The organism is Pandoraea captiosa (genome assembly GCF_902459775.1).
GTDB classification, from domain to species: Bacteria; Pseudomonadota; Gammaproteobacteria; order Burkholderiales; family Burkholderiaceae; genus Pandoraea; species Pandoraea captiosa.
Genome location: NZ_CABPSQ010000024.1, coordinates 1 through 19,613 on the forward strand (window position 1 = coordinate 1; position 19,613 = coordinate 19,613).

Consider the following 19,613-nt stretch of genomic DNA (forward strand, 5'->3'; position numbering starts at 1 on the left):
ACGTTCGGGACGTAGAGGCCGGAGGTTCGAATCCTCTCACCCCGACCAGAATTTCCTTAGAAAACAGCGGACTATAAGTCCGCTGTTTTTCTTTGTGCTGACCGATAGTGGCAAATCGGTGGCAACTGCCACCGGATTGCGTGGCAAAAAAATGTCTGCCTGTGGTTACAGGGACTTTTCGCAATTTCCGCGCACCAGTCACAAATCATGGTCTTTCGCCCGAGGTATACCGTGCTCCGCAACGATATGGAGTACGGACACCATGGCGTCCATCGAGAACCGCTCGCACTATCAGGTCACGGTCAAGCACCGCGACGACCTCGCGCAAACCTTCGCCCACAGCACCAGGAAAAAGGCCGAGGCCTACTGCGAAACCCTGAAAGCCCAGGGACTCAAGCCCAAGCTGTCCCGCCTCGACAATTACTTCGTCGTTCGCACGCGCAGCGTGTCCAACAAAAATCAGTTTCTGGTCGCGTCCAGTGAACAGGAAGCCAACGACATCAAGCAGCGGCTCGAAAGCGAGCAGCGTCAGGGCCTTTTCGTCAACTACGCCCAAGCGCACAAGACGACGCTCGCCGACCTCCTGGTTCGCTACCTGCGTGAAGAAGTGCCCCGGCACAAGAGCTTCGAAGTCGAGGCGTACAAGATTAATGGATGGCTGGAAGACGCCGGGCTCGAGCGGCAGGACCTCGCCAGGATTGTCGCCAGCCACCCGAATCCGCATCCCGTCGTGGCGAAAGCAAAGTTGCGCAAGCCGACCGGGACGCGGATGGGGCAGTCGTCGGACACCTGCAAGTTCATCCGCAAGGGCTTCGCCGAGATTGTCCCGGACGACTTCTCGGACTTCATCGACGAGCGCTGCCAGGTTGTCGAACCGGCCACCGTCGACCGGGAAATCGACATCTTTTCGGCGGTCTGCCACATCGCCATCGACACCTGGCGCATCCACGTCGTCAAAAGTCCGATGGATGGTGTGCGCCGCCCCCGCTATTACAACGAGCGCGACCGGCGCCTGAAGGGCGACGAGGAAAACCGCCTTCTCGCCGCCGCTTACGATGAGGACCGCACGCAGTCCATCGGCCGGCGTCTTGAGCAGTTGATGGAAGCGGAGCGCGAGGCGGCGAACGGCGCCCGCACCGTGTACCGGCGCAAGCAGGTTATCAAGGATGCACGCCGACTTTATATGCTGGAGGCGGAGGCCACCTACGAGCACGTTGCCCTGCTCGAAACCTTCGTCCAGTTCCAGCTCATGACAGGCGCACGGCGCAGTGAAACGCTGACCCTGACGTGGTCGAACATTGACCTCGAGTCACAGACCGCCTTCCTGCCTGAAACCAAGAACGGCCGCTCACGCAAGCTTGCCCTGCGCAGCGACCTGGTCGAAATGTTGCGCAAGTTGCCGCGCACCAGTGAACTCGTTTTCCCGGTTGGCGTCGACGGCCTGCGCAAGGCATGGCAGCGGATGTGCCAGCGCGAGGGCCTGACGGGCGACAGCGAACTACGGATTCACGACCTGAGACATGAGGCCATCTCGCGGGTGGCGGAAGCTAGCAGCAACACGCCCGGCGGGTTCACGCTCGTGGACCTGCAGCATTTCAGCGGGCACCGCGACGTGCGCATGCTGCTGCGATACGCGCATCTGTGCACGCAGAGCCTGGCCAGGCGCCTCGATGCCGCGTTTGCGTCGAAATCGGAGTCCGCTACGCATCATGGTCGCCGCCGCCTCACGGGAAATGCGTCAATCAAGCTCGGCGAAATTCTCGATGCGCCAGCGGACTCGGGCGAACTCAAGGGCGAGCAAGACCTCGACAATGCCGAAACGACCGCCCATGCCAACGTCGTGCACGTCAACTTCGGCCGCAAGGTCGCGTGATAGCGTTGCGCGCCGGTCTGGCATGCGGACGCGAATGGAAAGACCGGGCGTCGAGCGTGACGCCCGGTCTTTTTCAATTGAAGTGCCTGCGCGATGTTGCCTCGTTTCGCTGTCTGGCCGGCCAGGGCCAGAGTTCGTCCATTCCGCTGCCAGGCGGAATGGACGGCACTTCACTGCAACGGGCCGCCAGGCCCAACCACACACTTTCGCAAACGCTCCAACCTTTCGGAGCACGGTGCCAGCCGTGCCGCCACGCTTGTGGCTCCCCATGGACTTCGGTCGTATCGCCCGATGGGTCAAACCCTACTCAGTCAGTCTCCCCCTCTCTGCCATCAGCCCGTGCGGTGCCACCCGACACGGTACGGAGAGAGGTTCCCACGTTAGTTACCAGCTACTGCACAACGTGACGCCACTGTCTCCACATTCCCCTAGCCTTCCGGCTCCCCGCAGGTTTCCCCAGCCCGATGTTCCATAGCGGCTCAGGTACTCAGGTCATGCTTCATCGACTACGAACCACAGCTTCATGCCTATGGCTTCACGTTGCTCCGCGCAGCGCCCTTCGAGGGGCGCCGTTACACGCTTGAGCTATCCAGAGGCCCACGGTTTCCCGAGGTGCCGACTGCGCCAGGTTTCCCCTTGCAGCCCTCATGCATCGCTGCATGCTCATCAGCCTACGTGCGCGGTACGGGTTGCGCCCTTGCGGTACGTCCCCCGAGCCGGACTTCCACCGGCTTTCGCCCGGTAACAGGTCATCAGGCCATTGCCTGCCTGACGCCGTTTCCGTGTCGCCCAACCTCCGACCGGCGCGAAGCCAGCTGGATTGGGTCGAAGGAGGGAATCACACCCTCCAGCGCCCTTCGCAGCCGCACCAGCCCTATTAGAGGCATGCGGCTACAGCGTTTGCTCGACTCCAGGTTGGCGACCTGGAATCTGTCGGGGTGGCGCCCCGACATGCCCTTTCGGGCGTGTGTGTTTGCAGTCTGGCGGCCTGCTCGCTGAATCCTCTGCTTACGCTCGAAGGTTCACCGGGCAAGCCACCGTGCTTGCGAGCCAGCCCGGCTTTCGCCGCGGCAATGGCCTTGCCAACACATCTATCCACGCTCGCGTATAGCGTAAAGCCGTGCTCCGCACGGAACATCAATACGTCTCCTCCCGCAAAACCCAATCACACTGCATCCGCGCACCTCCCGGCTATACGCATGTAACCCACCCTCATGGATAGTCCACATGCCCGCCTCCACCCCAATCGCCCGGAGCAAGACCGCTGCGCTGGCCCGCGCGCTCGATTGCGTACCCAAGGGATATCACCGCTACACATCGGGCACAGTCAAGGCCGGCAAGGCCGAGACGCTAGCTCGCAAGTTTCACGCGCAGTACGGCATCGGATGCACGCCCGCGCAACGTCTTACCCGAAAGGCGAAGGGTCTCGCGAACGCCATACTGGTAATGTACTGGCCGCTCGGCGAGGAATACGCCGAGTGGTTGTTGCTCGCCACCGACGGCGAAGGTCTGGAGGTGGAAACGCTGCGATTAGCCGAATCGAAGCCTCGCCTGAAATGGTTGGGCTATGAGTTGTCACGCCGGTCGGCGCGGGGGAAGGCCGCGTGGACATGGCGGCGCCCCAAACCGGAAATGGCCGAATGGCACGCGCTGCTGGCATCTCAGGCGGCTCTCCACAACCACGCAGCCATCGCGGAAACGCTAGAGAGAATCGCCCGACAACCCGGCTTTCACGGCGTGCGAACCCAGTCTCGCGCGCTGTTTCAGGAGGCACGCCGACGCGGATATCGAGGTACCGTCCCTTACCTCTTTTACCTTGAAAAAATAAGCCACGGGGAACGGCTGTCGCTGGTTGAATAAGCGAGAAGTATCGGCGTCGGGGAGACTGGACAGCCGGGCTACAATGACGCCTCCGCAACTTTTTCTCGACCGCACGCCTCATGCCGTTTCTCGATTGGGTCAACAAGAACCAGGCCAAGGAAACCGCCCTTGCGGTGCCTTATCACCTTCTCAACCGCGACTCAGTCCATGGGGATGCAACTGCGGCTGCAAAGAATCTGCTCATCGAAGGGGACAACCTGCTGGCGCTGAAGGCACTCATGCCTCTATATGCAGGAACTGTGAACTGCATCCATATTGACCCGCCCTACAACACGCGGAGCGCGTTCGAGCATTACGACGACCGGCTTGAGCACAGCCAGTGGCTGTCCATGATGTATCCGCGACTGGTGCTACTGCGAGACTTGCTGGCCGAAGACGGCAGTATCTGGGTAACCATTGACGACAACGAGGCGCATTACCTCAAAGTTCTCATGGACGAGGTTTTCGGACGCAAAAACTTCCTTGCGAACATCGTCTGGCAGAAGAAGTATGCCGTAAAAAGCGATTCAGAATTCCTCTCCGAGTCTCACGACCACATCATCGTGTACGGAAAGGACAAGGCTCGGACCAAGCTCTACCGTTTGCCTAGAACGGCTGCTCAGGATGCGCGTTATCGGAACCTCGATAATGACCCGCGGGGGCCTTGGACATCTGGTCCACTCCAGCGCAATGAAGCTCGAGACTATGCCATATACCCAGTAATTAGCCCCGTTACGGGCAAATCGCATTTACCACCTAAGGGTACAAGCTGGCGATTTACGAAGGAGAAGATGGAAGAGCTCATTGCGGACAATCGCATCTATTTTGGTTCGGATGGCAATAACGTACCGCGATTCAAGCGCTTTCTTTCGGACGTGTCGGACTCCGTCCCTGCAACCACCTGGTGGGACTACTCGGAGTCTGGCCACAACGATGAAGCGCGCCGTGAAGCCAAACAAATTCACGACGACGACGATGTCTTCGGAACACCAAAGCCTGAGCGGCTGGTCCAGAAAATCCTAACCCTTGCTTCGCAACCTGGCGACCTCGTCCTTGATTCATACCTTGGTAGCGGCACTACAGCTGCTGTTGCGCACAAGATGGGACGGCGCTACATCGGCATTGAGACGGGCGCGCATGCTCGCACGCATTGCCTGCCTCGCCTGAAAAAGGTGGTTGCTGGCGAACAAGGTGGCATTAGTGAGGCCGTCGGCTGGCAAGGCGGCGGCGGTTTCTCCTTTCTGACGCTGGGCCAACCTGCTTTTGACGAGCATGGGCGCCTCAACCCGTCGGTCGACTTCCGAACGCTCGCGGCGTACGTCTGGCACATCGAAACAGGGAGTCCGGGCTATCAGCCCTTTGACACCCCCCTTCTGGGTATTCACGAAGGCCGAGCTTACTTCTTACTTTACAACGGTATCCTGGGAGACCAGCGTCCTGCTGGAGGCAATGTGCTCACGAGCGCTATCCTGGCTCATATGAGACAGCTATGCCCTTCACCGATGCCCATCGTGGCATTTGGCGAAATGACCCGGCTCGGGCCTGCGCGCATGGCAGCGGCTGGCGTGACCTTCAAGCAGATTCCCTACGACATTTCCGAGCGCTGAGCAGTCGACCATGTTTGAGCTTAAAAAATATCAAGGCGATGCACTCGACGCGCTGGTTGACTTCGTAAAGCGTTGTCGCACCGTACCTGTAGCAGATGCCTGGCAGCAAGCGTTGAACGCACAGCAGCGGACAGACGAAGGCTATCACGACATTTTCGCCGACGTCCCTTGCGTCTGCCTGCGCGTACCGACCGGCGGTGGCAAAACACTGCTTGCCGCCCACGCCGTAGCCAAGGTTGGCCGCGCACTGAAAGATACCGACACGCCAATTGCCCTGTGGTTGACGCCGTCCGACACCATTCGCACGCAGACGCTGGAAGCACTCTCCGACATCCGCCATCCCTACCGGCAAGCACTGAAACACTATTTCGATGACAAGGTACGTATCGCGGACCTGGACAGTCTGCAAACGGTGGGAGCCGGCGACATCGGGAAGGCATGCATCATTATTGTGGCGACCATCCAGTCGCTGAACGTATCCGACACCAGCAAGCGCAATGTCTACTCCTTCTTCGAGGAGCTGCAGGAGCATTTCCGAGACCTTCCGCCGGCGCTCACTGCATCGCTCGAGAAGGTGACCGAGGCGGACGTCGCCAACCAACCGTTTCTCACCGACAAGGACATTGGGCGCGTGAAGTGGTCGGTCGCGAACTGGGTACACCTTCACCAGCCTATGGTGATTGTCGACGAAGCTCACAATAACCGAACCGACCGTTTCTTCAAGACCGTTGGTAGATTGAATCCAGCCTGCGTCGTGGAGCTAACCGCGACGCCCGTCGCTGGGAACAACGTGCTCTACCATGTGTCCGCTCAGGAATTGCGAGCGGCACAGATGATTAAGCTGCCTATCGTATTGGCGGAGCACCCTGAAGGTTGGCGCGAATGCCTGCGCGACGCCATCCTGACCCGGGACAGACTTGAGACCGTAGCGCAAAAGGAAACGGACTATGTTCGGCCCATCGCGCTGATTCAGGCGATGCCGAAGGGCGGCGAAGCTACGGTAGATGTGGTCAAGCAGCACCTGATGGACCACGAAGGCATCCCGGTCGCCCAGATTGCCATCGCAACCGGTAGCCAGAAGGAACTGGACGGCCTCAATCTCTTCGACCCCGCTTGCCAGGTACGTTACGTCATCACCGTGGAAGCCCTGAAAGAAGGCTGGGACTGCTCTTTCGCCTACGTTCTCGCCAGCCTTCAATCAGTGAATTCGGCCAAGGACGTCGAGCAGTTGCTCGGTCGCGTACTGCGGATGCCGTATGCCCGCGACCGCAGCCAGCCAGCGCTGAACAAGGCCTACGCCCACATCGTGGCGGCGAACTTTGCTGAGGCGGCGAGCAATCTGAAAGACCGGCTGGTACAGAACATGGGCTTTGAGCGACTGGACACGGCCGCTCTCATCGTGCCGCAGCAGTCCCTCGCGTTGACTGGCGGTTACGCATCGGCACCGGTTGCCGACGACACTGGCGCCGCGGCGGTCCCTGACTTCCACGTCGATTTGCCTGGTGCACCCGAGACCGCTCAGTGGCCGCAGGAACTGAAAGCCCAGGTGCAGATACATGCGACGTCCCAGGGTGCGACGCTTGTGCTCAAGGGCAGCGTGGACAGCGAGACGTTGAAGCAGGCCGAGGCTTTCGTCACGGCCGGGCTCCCGCCGAAAGCCAAAGAGAAAGTCGCCCAGCAGTTCGCCGACCATCGCGCCATGCGCCAGGCCATGAAGGCCCCGGCGCAACTGGGCCTGGCCTTCGCTCCGATTCCCCAGCTTTGCCTGGCATTGGACGGTTACCTGGAGGTGGTAGAGAAGGACACGTTAGCCGGGCTCGGCGACTGGAGCCTGCTCGACACGCCCGTGCAGCTGGAGAACTTTGCCATTCATGAGACGGTCAACTCGTTCGAGATTAATGTTAACGGCGCGAAGGTTAGCTACAAGCACATCGACGTTCAGCAGCTGCAGCTCAACGAGGTGACGAGCCATGTCAGCCAGCAGGACCTCATCCGCTGGCTGGATACGCAGGTAAGGCAGCCGTATGTCGCCCAGCTCGACCTCCAGGCTTACCTTTTGAAACTGTTGACCCACCTGGTCCATGCAAAAGGCTACACCCTGACAGCGCTGGTACGTGCCCGCTTCCAGCTCGCCGACGCCATCACAAGCGAAATCGGGAGACTCCGCAAGATTGCGACAAAAAATGGATTTCAGGGGCGACTCTTCGAGATGACGGTACCGACGCTTGAGGAACAGGCGCAATACAGCTTCACTTTTGAGCCGGGCAAGTACCCAGCAAGAAATATCTATCAAGGCAGCTACGAGTTCGACAAGCACTTCTACCCTGTCATTCACGACCTGCGGGAGAAAACCAGTGCCGGCAAGACAGCAGAGGAGTTCCGTTGCGCCCAGGCCATCGCTTCGCATCCGAAGGTGAAATACTGGGTCCGAAACATTGAGAAGCAGCCCGAATATTCGTTCTGGCTGCCCACCTCGTCGGACTATTTCTACCCAGACTTCGTGGCTGAACTTACGGATGGCCGTGTGCTGGTCGTGGAATACAAAGGCGAGCCGTACAAGACCAACGACGACTCCAAGGAGAAGATGCAGGTCGGCTATCAATGGGAGAAAAGCAGCGGCGGGCGCTGTCTTTTCCTGTTCGCGGTCGAGAAAGACGATGCGGGCAGAGATGTGTTCAAGCAAATCAACGACAAGCTGTCGACCTGACGAGTCGGTCGCGGGCCGGGGCTTATGCGTGCGCATCCGTCTCTGCGCATGAAACGCTGAAATGCAGAAGCCGCAAAGCCCCGCCCCCCCAATCCGGGGTCGGTGGCCTACGTTACGCCTTCGCTACATCGTCTTTCCTCGCGATGACGTCGCCCCTTCGAGCCGCGGCACCCAGTCGTGCTAGCAGCGCGCGCATGGAGTCGGAATACGGTACGAATACGAAGCAATGGCCGCCCGACCTGGTCAGCAAATTCCTGCTGGAGCGTAAGTTCCCATGCGCCGCAGGCATGGAGCACAGAGCGAAAGCATCCACGAGCGCAGCGAGTTGGGCTGGCAAGCGTTGCTGGCTTACTTATGCTTTATTAATGATTTAGGCGTCACTCACCGCCGAATACTCGCTCCGTTTTCTGCCAGATTTCTTTCCTTACAAATCCATAAAACCCCAGCCGGTATCCATAAAGCCCCGCCGCGCCATCCGTAAAGCCCCGGGCTCATTCTTCCTGAGATGCTGCTGCGGGGCCGTTAGAGCCTGTTCAGGCACCCGGCGAAGCGAAAGCCAGTTCCGCACCTGAACAACGCCAGCTGAATCGGCGTACGCAGTATCGAAAATAAATATCACCGCCTATCAAGGGCGACATCTTGTCATTGACAGGCACTTGCAGCGATTTGGCGAGCCTGCATGGTTTCACCGCCGGCATATACTCTTTGCCGTCGATTTGGCGGCCACGCAAACCAGGAGCCGCCGATGACCGCACTAACAGACCGCGAAAGCACAGCTTGGCCAAAACTGCCCCTCAAATATGGGCTGAACCGCAACTTTGTTGCTCCGAATTCGCTCGCCCAGAGCGCCGTCTTCAGCACGCAATACTATCGGAGCAACGCCGACCGACCGGAATACTCCGCTCCTGAGAAGCTGAGAGCACTGAATAAAATCGAGGTTTTTCAAACGGCCGGACATCGCCTCGACCAAGGAGACGCGGACGTCTTCTATGAACTCCTTCGCCGGGTTCTTGAAAACGGACGTGAAATGGACCGTGAAACGCACGTCCGCTTCAATCGAGGAGAACTGCTTAAGGCCCTCGGTCGCACCCGTGGCGGCACGACCAGAACATCGCTCGAAGCTTCGCTCGACCGCCTGTACCGGGCAGAGTTTAAGTTTAGCGTCCCTAGCCTTTTCGAGGGACGGTCGCGACTGATACTAAAGATGATTCGCAGTAGCCCGGACTCGCCAATGGAGTACGAATACGACGTGCTGCTCGATGTCGAACTCGCCCGCCTTTTTGACGGAGGCCAATGGACACTTCTGCGGCGCGCTCAGCGAGACAAGTTGAAGAACATGGCACTCGCCAGGGGGCTGCATGCTCTCTACTCGACCCTCCTCACGCCCCACCCTATGTTGCCGAAAACAATCCAAGAGCTGATGGGACGGGATTCCATGCAAGACAGCAAATGGCGTAAAGTCCTCGCCGAAGCGCTGAAGGAATTGAAGAAGGCGACCGGCTGGGCTCGATGCGAACTCGCAGTCCATGAAGACACAAAGCAGTTGATGGTCTTCGTCGAGAGAGACGCGAATGCCAAGCCCAAATCGAAGGCAGGCAAACAGAAGGCCGTCAACTCCCCGTCGAACGCGGAGAACCTGAACTCCCCCTCACCAGACGAGAGCTGCGTCGAGGAAGAATACGACGACATCTGAGCGCTGGCGACGGAGCAACAACGCCCCGCCGAATGAGGTTTTCAGCAGGGGTAACTTGATTCAAGAGCCGCCATCGTATCTCGCTACCCGCCTCGATGGTCGGCACCACGACTGGCGAACCTATACCTCTCGGCAGGAGATGTTCCTGCGTGAGGAAAAAGGAGGCGAGGTGCAGACAAAGGAAATGCTTTACTGCCCGATGATGGGTACACACGAGCCGGTTCCTGACACGGCAACAGCTTGGCGTGAGGAACATGGGCACGCATGGGTATTCAATCCGTGGACCGGCAGGCAGCGCACGCCGATTGAAATCGAGCAGGACCCGCAGGGCCGCGTCTTGATTCCACCAGGCGAAACGCCAACGGGCGAATGTGAGCGCCACTTGTTTATGGAATTTCGGGCCAGCGGCGCGCTTGGCCAATTTAGAAGGGCCGGCTGGTGCGGGAGACTAGACGCACAGCGGCTCATCGTCAAACTCCACAAGGACGAGCAGGTTTTGTCCTTCAAACTGACCGACCCGGTCGACGAGGAACGCTATTACCAGTTGTTGCATCTCGAGGTCTGGCGACTTGCAACGCAGTAGGACTCAAGCCCGCCTCGTGCGGGCTTCTTTTCCGTTGCCTAGAACGCGATTGCGAGGATAAAGGCTGCTACGGTTCGGCACTAGCCGGGATGCCAGTTTCACAGTCAATCAGTACGACATTTCTGGAGGGTAACCTCCCATCTCGCCGTGCCCATATACGTTACCGGCGACGTCCCAGATACCGTTGTCGCTCATGGGTAGGCCGGTCGCGTAATTGAGCGGCGCCGGAACAGGTGGAGCCGGGTAGTACACGTCGTTCGAGGCTGCGGCAGGCGCCGAGCCTGCCGTCCCCGTTGCGACCATAGCCCAGCCCCCGTTGCCGCGGCCGTCGAAAGGTTTGCGGGGCGGAGCGAACTGCCTGGTGTCTTCCAGCGCCGTAACGATGAACGTCAGCCGTTCGCTCAGATTGGGAATCATGAGCGCCTTGCGCATGATGGCGTCCTTCTTCTCACTCGGCATATTTCGACCGTACAGGGTGTGCAGGCAGAAGTCACACGTCATCTTCTCGACCACATCGAGCGTCACCTCGTCGGGGGGCATGCCAAGCCGGTCGCCAAGGATTTTCGTGAATGCATAACGGCCGCGGTCGAGGTCTTCTTCCTTCTTGCGCTTCCGGATGATGGCGTTGTCGAGTGCGCGCTCAAGGAGGTGGAACACACCGTAGTAGAGCGGCAGGCCGAACAGCGCGCGCAGGAAACCGAAGCGCATGCCTGCGAGGATATAGACCGCAATAGGGACAACAAATACGGCGAGTTGAAGCACAACTTCGCCAGGTAGTGCGCCGTCGGGACGTTTTGGAACCCGCTCCTTCCTCCAATATTCCTCGTTCTGCTTGAGGCGCTTCAGGTCCATCGCCATGCTCAACAGGTCAAATTCGACCAATGTCTTGAGCGGGTCTGTCTTCTCGCAGGGGTCCAGAGCAGCCTTCTCTTTCTGCATGATTTCTCATTCTTTCCTATCACGCAGTCGAGGGTACCAGCGCATTTTAACTCCCGAATTATTATTAAGCCGAATTCACACTTTTACAACACTGTGTTCATATCAAATAGGCATTTTGTCAAGCGACGATTTTTAATTTTATGCGACATAGAAGATAATCTTCGATGCATGAAGGGAACATATGTGAAATGGAGAAATCTCGACCGTGCAAAACACATTCAAGTCGACTCTAAGCGCGGCCTTTGCCGGTTCCGATATTCCACTCTGCATTGAACTGCTGCGCACCTGGCTGATGGCCGCAGAGGCAGGAGAGCCCGAGGCGCTGATACGCGAAATGCATCCAGCGCTCCGACCCAAAGTCGTGCTCCTGATGCGGGACCTCCTGTCGTGCTATCCGGAGACGGTTCTCGGCGCCCCCGTATTGCTGCTCGCGCGTCCAGACAGTAATGCCTGCCGAAAACAAATGCCCGACTACTCGCTGCCACTTCCGGACGACGACGCAGAGCAACCCTGCTCGAATTTACGCTTTCTCGGCTGGCTGCCAATGGACACGCTCCTCCCGGTAGCGTTCCCATTCTGGCCGCTCCAGTATCCGGTCACCGTTCCATGGTTCAAACCGACTGCGGCAATCGCTTTGTTCCGCGGTCACGCCAACGCATTCGAATGCGACGCAATCGAAGTGGCTAACTGGTGGTGGGCGGAGCTTTTCCGACCAATCGCAGGCAACGTCAGGCTCGCCTCACGCGCCTTGCTGCCCTACCCAGATGCGCTCGAAGCCGCTCGCGTACTCCAGGCTTCCGCCAATGCCGAATTGCCGTCCAAGCAAGGGCATTTCCTGTCGGACGCAGCATGGAATTGGGCGCACGGAGAAGGTGTGCTGTTTCACGAGACCTATCGGCATATCTATTCCGGTGACATCTGAGTCAGACCTGGAAAAGAACGATGCATCTTCACTACTGACAGCGCCTCTGTGAGATTGAGGCTATCGCTGCAAGGAAACCCATGGTCGCTCCCCGACGCCCAGTCTATGAAGAACCTGCGCGATTGAACCGCCGAATCTACTACGGCGCTGTGCGAGGCGTCACTCGCGTAGCCGACTCCATCGTCGCAATCCCTCGCGCCTGTGTCGAATTGCTAGGCGCACTTCTCGAACTGAGTGCTTCATGGGTGCCATGGCTTGTTTTTGCGCTCATCGTCTACGTGCTCGCTCATTGCTCGGCTAACGAACCCAGTCAAGACGCCGCCTCTCTAGCTCGGCAGCCCGACTCGGCAGAGACAAACTCAGGTACCGGACGCCCCCTAAAGCATCGGCATCGGCATCGAACACAACACCATCAACTGACACCTGAGTCGACAGGGTCTTCGCCTGCCGGTCCCGCTTCATAAGCCGCGCTCACCTCGAATTTCCGCTCAATGTAAGCAGCTTTTGGCGGACACGAACCAAACAAAGAGGAAGATTGCCACCAAGCTGCATGTATTGCAGTCTGACCTATACTGGGTGCAGTCATGTGACTGCTCACTACGGAAACATGAGCATGGAACACCTCCTCACGCCGGACGACTTGGCAGCAGTGCTTGGTATCAAGACCCGGTCCCTCTATGTTGGGCGCTACATGGGCCGCAATCTGCCACCTGCCATTAAAGTCGGGCGTTGCCTTCGATTCCGGCCAGCCGACGTCCAAGCCTGGCTAGCGAGCCAGCCGGCCTCCTCCCGGAACGTTGCGCGCGCATCTGTGCTCGCGACGAAGCGCGACAGGCTCGCCGAAACCGAGTAAGTCTCCGTCTGCCGCAACACACTAGCGAACGGCGCGCCCAAGCAAAAGGGCGCTCGTCATTCTGTCACAGCCGCTGGCAGCGACTTCACGGTCATCCGAGCCACCCGCTGGTCTAGCTGGTCATCGTGCAGCCACTACTGGGCCGCGCCATCCAGACGCCGAAACAATCCGTAATCAAAAAAATTGAAATAAAAATCTCATGCTGTTTTATACCAGATTTTTATTCGCTTTATAAAACAACCTTTAGATATTAGCACTTTTCAAATCGTCGGGCGGCTTGATAATCCCCAGAATTTCGGCATACACTACTCACACGCCCACACACCGCCGAACCTGATTGAACGAAAATAAATCACTTATATCGGCGACATGAGCTATTCACCAACCCCTAAAATTGGAATTAAATCGTGGATAACGAACATCTGGAACACCTAATTCACAAAACCTTGCAGGCGAAAGCAGGAGGATTCGATGCGTTATCGACTGGCGAGAAACTCGCGGCCGCGATTCTGCTTAACCGCTTTGATTGGCTGCAAGAGATGGACTACTCAATGGCCGAGGCGATAGCAAGAATCGACGACAACTGGCTGGAACTCATTGGGACGGCCTCACGAATTTTAAAATACCCCAGTGATTACCCCGCCATGTTTTCATAAAAACCCCAGCGACAGGGTAATGCCCGCACAGCAAGCAGCAGTCCCCAATCGAGTGGCGTCAGCTGGGGCAGCCGGACTTCCGCACTGCACTGAGAACAGCCATAGCTTCTCGCTCATGGCCTAAGGAAATCGCCGATGTCGATGGCGCCTCAACAGCTGGCGCACTCGCCTGAACCGTTGCCCTCTCCCTTCGTTGCCCAAGAAACGACGAATTTCTGGACACTTCGCACCGTCATGGTCCGTGCACCACGTTATACCCATCCAGATGTTCAAGATTCTCTTCAACAATCAACGTCTGGAATAGGTGCAGCATGACAATTGTCGGATATGCTCGCGTGAGCACAGTCGAGCAGACGCTTGACCTTCAGCAAGATGCGCTGCAGGCAGCGGGAGCGAATACCATTTACGAAGACAAGGCGAGCGGCAAGACTGCCGACAGGCCAGAACTGTTGCATTGCCTGAAAGCGCTGCGCGAGGGCGATACGCTCGTGGTGTGGAGATTGGACCGGCTGGGCCGCAATCTCCAAGACCTCATTCGCATCGTCGGCGAACTCGACGAGCGTGGCGTAAAGCTCAGGTCGGTGAAGGAGTCTATCGATACGGGCGGGCCCGTCGGCAAGCTCGTCTTCCATCTGTTCGGTGCGCTGGCTGAGTTCGAGCGCGAACTTATCCGCGAGCGTACTCTGGCAGGCCTTGAAGCCGCCCGTGCGCGTGGCCGCTGTGGTGGTCGGCCACCGGCCCTGGACGCGAAGCAGCGGAGAGCCGCATTGGCGATGATGAGGAATCGAGATATGTCGGTCGCCGAAATCAGCCGGCAGTTCGGCGTGTCGCGCTCGACGCTGTACAACATCAGGGCATCACAGGAACGTGTAAGCGAATAGCGGCAGGAAGGTCTGCCGCGATATCACACCAAATGCCTGACCGGAGAGAAAGTCATGCCCGAATCCAGCGCCACAAAAGACAACTGAACAACAGTTCCGGGCGAGATACGCAGAGCCTTTGGTCTGAAGCCAGGCGCGTTCATACCTTGGCATGTCTTGACCGACGAAAGCGTGCTGGTATGGTCGCAGTCGCGGTCGAAATTCGAACTGGCTGGGATGCTAAAACGTACCGGCGTGCACGTGGACGTCGAAGACATGAACTTCGGAAGCAGTGAATAACGCTCCGCCCGCTCCGAAAGCCGAGCCTCTCAGCCTTGCCGTAGCGTGACCAGCAAAGCCCCTTTCTCTAGCTTGTCACCGGACTTCACGTGAAGTTCGGCCACAGTGCCAGATTCCGGCGAATGGAACAACACGTCGTACCACTCGTCGGCGCCCTCATACTGCAAAATCTGGTCACCAGCCTTTACCTCGCTTCCAACCTTTACGGAAACGGTGAGCACATTTAAGCGGTGCCAGTCCTTCAGCGATGCCTTGTCGAGTCGGATTTCCTTAAAAACTGTGTCGGTGACACCAAAATCAGATGAGTTCTCAATAAGCCGTAGAACGTCTTCATTTCGGCCTTCGACGAATTCGGAAATCTTCACCCAAGGCGAGTTAACTGCCTTGAGTAAGAAGTCGCCCGTAAAGTCGAGAATATTCAGGCGGAAGCTCAGCGCCTCCCGCTTCAGAACTTCGCATGCGGCGTCATTGCGCGCTATCTCGCGCAGCCCAACCAACCGGATGGACTCAGCCATCATCCACGGCCCCAACCACTCATATTTCCCTTCAGCGATTCGATGTTTCGCATATTCGATTTGTTCGGCGACCTGGACGAGCGGGAGTTTGAGCATACTTTCATCCCCGAACTGAATTCCAAATTTCACAGCTTTTATCTGGGCAGACAATCGCTCGAGCTGGTCATGCTCCAGCTTTTGGCTTACCTTGCTTACAATGTCCTGAGCCACAAGGTCGAGCTTTCGCGACACGTCGTCGATTGCCGTCAGAACCTTGGTTTCGAGGACGAGGGACGTCGCATTCTCGCTCTGGGCTCGGTCCGTTCCCTCGTCCCCGTCCCGGAGGTAGGACAGAATGTCCGACGCAAGGTCGAAGCCTTTATGAAGCAATTCTGGTAGCGACCACGCCATACAAGTTCCTTTTCAATTTAGTTACGGCACGCCCGCAACCAGCGGCATTGAAGGGCTGTGCCAAGGTCACAGTGCTGTTTACATGTCGGACAATCCGTAAAAACCTTTAACGGCAGCCGCAACCAGTTTCGGGGCCGTCCGGGCGTTCAATGAGCGCCCTCCAGGACGGCTGGCCTGCAACGGGATGCGCTGAAGGCCGCGGGACATGCACCATCGAAGATGACAAGGCGAGCGGCAAGAATGCCGACCGGCCGGAACTCGTGCACTGCCCGAAGGCGCTGCGAGAGGGCGACACGCTCGTCGTGTGGCGACTGGACCGGCTGGGGCGGAATCTCCAGGACATAATTCGCATCGTCGGCGAACTCGACGAGCGTAGCGTGAAGCTCAGGTCGGTTCTTCGGTGCGCTTGCTGAGTTCGAGCGCGAACTCATCCGCGAGCGCACTCTCGCGGGCCTAGAGGCTGCCCGTGCACGCGGCCGCCGTGGTGGTCGGTGGTCGGCCACCTTCCCTAGACGCGAAGCAGCTCAAAGCCGCGCTCGCGATGATGAGGAACCGCGACATGTCGGTCGATGAAATCAGCCGGCAGTTCGGCGTGTCGCGCACGACGCTGTACAGCATTCAGTCCGCTGGCAGAGCCGCTACCGAGCAATTCTTTCCCGAGAGCGGCGTCGCCATGCTTAAAGGGTGATTCCTTCAAGGCGGCCTTTGAAGGGCTTGAGCACCTCACACCCTTTCAACAGACGCTTTTCATCGACGACCAACCCGTAAAGTGTCACGTCGAGTTCATCCTCCGGGTGGGCCGACTGCGCATGGATGCCGTAACTGAGCAATACACTTCGGATATCCCCTTTACGCTGAATGTACGGGATGAACTCCTCCTCAGCTCGGTCGCGATTTATTTCTACGAGCAGTTCAGATATGGTCTTCCCTTCAAAGGCCGTCTTGAGCCCACAAATGATTTCGCGGGCTTCTGCCGTCAAATCATCCTTATTTTTCTCTGATTTAGTCTGCTGCGGCGGCTTCGTCGCCTCTGGCGATTCCCGATAAGTGGTACCAGCGACCAGCTTCAAGTGAACCAATTTTCCCCCTGCCACTTCGTGTAAATGATGGCGATTGCCACCTAAAAATCTTAGTACCGGTGCGAATTCTTGATGAAACCCGCAGTCGGTTTATTCAGCCAGAACTGGCTGCTGAGGTTCGGCGGCCAAGCTCATATGCTCTAGCCTCCAACGCTTCAGCTGCCTGAAAACCTGATAGGTCAAGACCGACTCGGACATCGGCTCGCATGAGCGAAGCTCGATTTGCTGCCACTGCTTTGACGGAGCGAAGAGCTTTTCCCGGAACGCCTTCTCGATAGCATCGGCCGCAGCCTTTGCGGCGCTTTCTGCGGCGACGAAATCGGGGTCCGCCTGATGCAGGATAATGATGTCGAGCTTATAGGTGTCGTCCGGACCGTTCCGAGCGACTTCCGCGCCTTCATCCACGTCGAAGAAGACGCCGATAATCAATTCCCCATGCGGCTTAACCGCCTTCGCGATTTTCTCTGCCAGCTTGGTTTCCTTAGTCAATCGGCGTTCGAACTCATCCGCAAAGGCGGAGCGCCTGTATCGACTGGCCAGCCACATCTGCAAAACGGCATGGTCCTCAGACCGGAGTTGGACGTCGGACCGAGGCGAGTATTCATTGAGCTTAAGCTTGTCGATGCGCACCTTGGCCGTCGCCTCGAACTCCGCCCAGAAGTGAGCATCGCCCGCAAATTCAATATGAAGCTTGCGCGCGTTTTTGGCGTGCGTGCAGTTGCCGTCCTTCGCGGCCAAACACCCCACGACGACCTCGACAACCGGCTCAAATTGCGGGTCCTGTGCGAGGTCACAGTCGTGAGTTGCAACGACGACTATCGTCTTGTCCGGACTCGCTGCATGGCGAAGCCCCAGCGCATCAATTGCGTCGTTGCCGAGCAGAAATCCCTGGCGCCACGGTGTCTCACGATTCCACTCCACCACTGTGCACCTTTACGCCTGGTCATTGGATGGAGGGAGGTCGAAGTCAGCAGTCGCTGGCGTCCTCGCGCGGTTGGAGAATCGAGCGTTCATGCGCTCGCGCTGCGCCGCCTCGCGTTTGTAAATCTGCACCAGCACCAACGCCGCGTCGCGCGCAGAGTCACCTGCCTGAGCGACTTGCATGAGAGTCCGGCCGTTAGCGAACTTCCGCTTTAGCAACGCGGCATCCACTACAACGCCCTCGTGGGCTAACACATCGGCTGCTTGAGCGAGGTCCTGCAACCTGGCAGCATTTTCGTCCGCAACCTGCTCGCCATTAAGCCAGTTATAGACGGACTGACGGGACACACCGAGAGTTGCGGCGAGTTCCGAGACCGCTGGACGCAGGACTTCGCGAATCCGTGCAAGGTCTTCCGCTGGCGTCCTGACATCATCAAGCACAGCTACTTCGACAGCGGGAGTTGCGTAGAGGGCGTGCTGGCCGCCCCGCTGGAGGTGTTCGGGCGACAGATGACCACCCGTTCCAATTACCGACAGCGCTGCGCCAGCCGCTACGAACCAACCCACCAGTCGAACAACGTTCGAAGTATCGCCGGTCGCTGCCGGACGGTCTGTCACCCATCCGCCGTATGTCGTGGCGCTGCTCATGATTCCTCCCTCAGGCCCAGGCGGCCAACGCGTGCTCGGTCACGATGGCTTTGAAGCACTTATCGATTTCGTCGTGAAGGTCTTTCAATTGCTTCCCAACATTGCCCAAATCGAACGCTTCTCGCTGTGTCGTAGATGCATCCGTGTCGATTATGGCGTGCAGCCCGGCCCGCTGCGTAAAACGTGGGTCAATTTTTGGGGCAAGGCCAGTTAATTCAAGCGGCAGACCGACTTGTCCATGCCGAATGAGCACCCGCGAGACGAGCTGACCGGCAGGCGTCGCGACAACGGTTTCGCTGACCGAATGCTGGTGCTGGACGTCCCCTCGCAGCGACAAACCAAGCACCTCGGGTACGAGAAAGTCTCGAAGTGACTCCTGTTCCCCTGACGGCTGCACGGCGTCCAGGTAACGCAGTCCGATTCGCTCGATAAAGTCGAGGCGAAGAGCGTCGTGCACGACGCCTAGCCCCGCCAACAAGGTCTCGGAGAAAGCTTCGAACGTTTCATACGCCGTTGTCTGAAACGACAATGCGTTCGTCTCCAAGACGAACCGCGCGTTGCCCGAGATATCACCGAACTGATACCTCGACTGAGGCGTGACGGTCGGAGCCGCAAGCTGGCCGGGCTCGACCGTACCGAAGGGCAGCACCAGACGCTGGACAATGTCCTGCTTGAAGTCAGGAAAGTGCCTCTCCCGCATCTTGGCTTGAATGGCTGGCACGTACACGTCCAGATTCAGGATGGGGTTGAACTGGACCTGGGCCACGGTGTAGTAGACCGGCGCATTGTTCAGCTTCTTTCCCATGACATCCTCAACGTTTTACTTGACAGGCGGGTTGACACTTTACACTGTACTTGACAGATTAACCATCGGAAAGTGCCCCCCGGCGTCAAGGTCCCTGAGTTTCATGGTGAGCTTGCGACTGGGCGCTCCGCCCTGGCATTCGTTCCTTGTAGCTCTCCTCGACGCTAGTCGTCAGCAACACCGTGACGGTGGCGACTTAGTGTTTGGCTTTTCGGGGGCAAATCAGTGGCAACTCTGATTCAATGCCGTGTTGATAAAAACTGGTGGCAAATAAGTGGCAATTTCACCCCGATTGCCACCGGATGCAGGGATATACAGCCGTTGTTGATATTTCATAAGCCAATGATTTATAATGAAATTCCCTTCACTAGGGGCACAAGTATCCGCGACGAAAGCGCGTTC

Annotated in this window: 18 protein-coding genes and 1 pseudogene; 12 read left to right on the forward strand and 7 right to left on the reverse strand. The window is 58.1% G+C overall.

Features of this window, described 5'->3' with window-relative positions:
* The first annotated feature begins 262 nt into the window (after positions 1-262).
* The 6 genes from PCA31118_RS26570 to PCA31118_RS26595 all read left to right on the forward strand — a co-directional run bounded on the left by PCA31118_RS26570 (position 263) and on the right by PCA31118_RS26595 (position 10,323).
* Positions 263-1,873, forward strand: a complete 1,611-nt coding sequence (locus PCA31118_RS26570) for a site-specific integrase (protein ID WP_150627923.1) — start codon at positions 263-265, stop codon at positions 1,871-1,873.
* Positions 1,874-3,100: 1,227 nt separating this feature from the next.
* A complete protein-coding gene (locus PCA31118_RS26575; protein ID WP_150627924.1) occupies positions 3,101-3,733 on the forward strand; it encodes a hypothetical protein in 633 nt (210 codons plus the stop codon).
* Positions 3,734-3,813: 80 nt separating this feature from the next.
* Positions 3,814-5,340 (forward strand): site-specific DNA-methyltransferase, encoded by a 1,527-nt coding sequence (locus PCA31118_RS26580; RefSeq protein WP_150627925.1) that lies wholly within the window; start codon positions 3,814-3,816, stop codon positions 5,338-5,340.
* A 10-nt stretch (positions 5,341-5,350) separates the two neighbouring features.
* Complete coding sequence (locus PCA31118_RS26585) at positions 5,351-8,047, forward strand: DEAD/DEAH box helicase (RefSeq protein ID WP_150627926.1); 2,697 nt, start codon at positions 5,351-5,353, stop codon at positions 8,045-8,047.
* Positions 8,048-8,792: 745 nt separating this feature from the next.
* On the forward strand, positions 8,793-9,740 hold the full coding sequence (gene trfA / locus PCA31118_RS26590; RefSeq protein ID WP_150627927.1) for a plasmid replication initiator TrfA: 948 nt from the start codon (positions 8,793-8,795) through the stop codon (positions 9,738-9,740).
* 55 nt (positions 9,741-9,795) lie between these two features.
* Entirely contained in the window at positions 9,796-10,323 is a 528-nt protein-coding gene (locus PCA31118_RS26595; RefSeq protein ID WP_150627928.1) for a hypothetical protein, read from the forward strand.
* 108 nt (positions 10,324-10,431) lie between these two features.
* Here the strand turns inward: PCA31118_RS26595 and PCA31118_RS26600 are convergent, their stop codons facing one another.
* Entirely contained in the window at positions 10,432-11,262 is an 831-nt protein-coding gene (locus PCA31118_RS26600) for a hypothetical protein (RefSeq protein WP_150627929.1), read from the reverse strand.
* Between the two features lie 205 nt (positions 11,263-11,467).
* Between PCA31118_RS26600 and PCA31118_RS26605 the strand changes: the two genes are divergently transcribed.
* The 4 genes from PCA31118_RS26605 (at position 11,468) to PCA31118_RS26620 (ending at position 14,574) form a co-directional block, all read left to right on the forward strand.
* Positions 11,468-12,184, forward strand: coding sequence for a hypothetical protein (locus tag PCA31118_RS26605; protein WP_150627930.1), 717 nt, complete (start codon positions 11,468-11,470; stop codon positions 12,182-12,184).
* Positions 12,185-12,797: 613 nt separating this feature from the next.
* Complete coding sequence (locus PCA31118_RS26610) at positions 12,798-13,037, forward strand: helix-turn-helix transcriptional regulator (protein WP_217431301.1); 240 nt, start codon at positions 12,798-12,800, stop codon at positions 13,035-13,037.
* 407 nt (positions 13,038-13,444) lie between these two features.
* The gene (locus tag PCA31118_RS26615; RefSeq protein WP_246190450.1) at positions 13,445-13,693 is read left to right on the forward strand and encodes a hypothetical protein; all 249 of its coding nucleotides are present in this window, start codon (positions 13,445-13,447) and stop codon (positions 13,691-13,693) included.
* Positions 13,694-14,004: 311 nt separating this feature from the next.
* On the forward strand, positions 14,005-14,574 hold the full coding sequence (locus tag PCA31118_RS26620; protein WP_150627933.1) for a recombinase family protein: 570 nt from the start codon (positions 14,005-14,007) through the stop codon (positions 14,572-14,574).
* A gap of 308 nt (positions 14,575-14,882) precedes the next feature.
* Here PCA31118_RS26620 and PCA31118_RS26625 read toward each other — a convergent pair whose 3' ends face one another.
* Complete coding sequence (locus PCA31118_RS26625; RefSeq protein ID WP_150627934.1) at positions 14,883-15,758, reverse strand: acyl-CoA carboxylase biotin carboxyl carrier protein subunit; 876 nt, start codon at positions 15,756-15,758, stop codon at positions 14,883-14,885.
* A gap of 149 nt (positions 15,759-15,907) precedes the next feature.
* Between PCA31118_RS26625 and PCA31118_RS27740 the strand changes: the two are divergent.
* Positions 15,908-16,178: pseudogene (locus PCA31118_RS27740) on the forward strand (recombinase family protein); the annotation flags it as partial.
* 139 nt (positions 16,179-16,317) lie between these two features.
* Complete coding sequence (locus tag PCA31118_RS27745) at positions 16,318-16,446, forward strand: hypothetical protein (protein WP_174990619.1); 129 nt, start codon at positions 16,318-16,320, stop codon at positions 16,444-16,446.
* Here the strand turns inward: PCA31118_RS27745 and PCA31118_RS26640 are convergent.
* The 5 genes from PCA31118_RS26640 to PCA31118_RS27220 all read right to left on the reverse strand — a co-directional run.
* The gene (locus PCA31118_RS26640; RefSeq protein WP_150627936.1) at positions 16,436-16,828 is read right to left on the reverse strand and encodes a hypothetical protein; all 393 of its coding nucleotides are present in this window, start codon (positions 16,826-16,828) and stop codon (positions 16,436-16,438) included. The two genes, PCA31118_RS27745 and PCA31118_RS26640, sit on opposite strands and share 11 nt — an antisense overlap.
* 99 nt (positions 16,829-16,927) lie before the next feature.
* Positions 16,928-17,758, reverse strand: a complete 831-nt coding sequence (locus PCA31118_RS26645; RefSeq protein ID WP_246190451.1) for a hypothetical protein — start codon at positions 17,756-17,758, stop codon at positions 16,928-16,930.
* Between the two features lie 12 nt (positions 17,759-17,770).
* A complete protein-coding gene (locus PCA31118_RS26650; protein WP_150627938.1) occupies positions 17,771-18,406 on the reverse strand; it encodes a hypothetical protein in 636 nt (211 codons plus the stop codon).
* A gap of 10 nt (positions 18,407-18,416) precedes the next feature.
* A complete protein-coding gene (locus PCA31118_RS26655) occupies positions 18,417-19,211 on the reverse strand; it encodes a TIGR04255 family protein (protein WP_150627939.1) in 795 nt (264 codons plus the stop codon).
* A gap of 222 nt (positions 19,212-19,433) precedes the next feature.
* On the reverse strand, positions 19,434-19,613 hold a 180-nt coding region (locus PCA31118_RS27220; RefSeq protein ID WP_217431302.1), incomplete at its 5' end, for a hypothetical protein.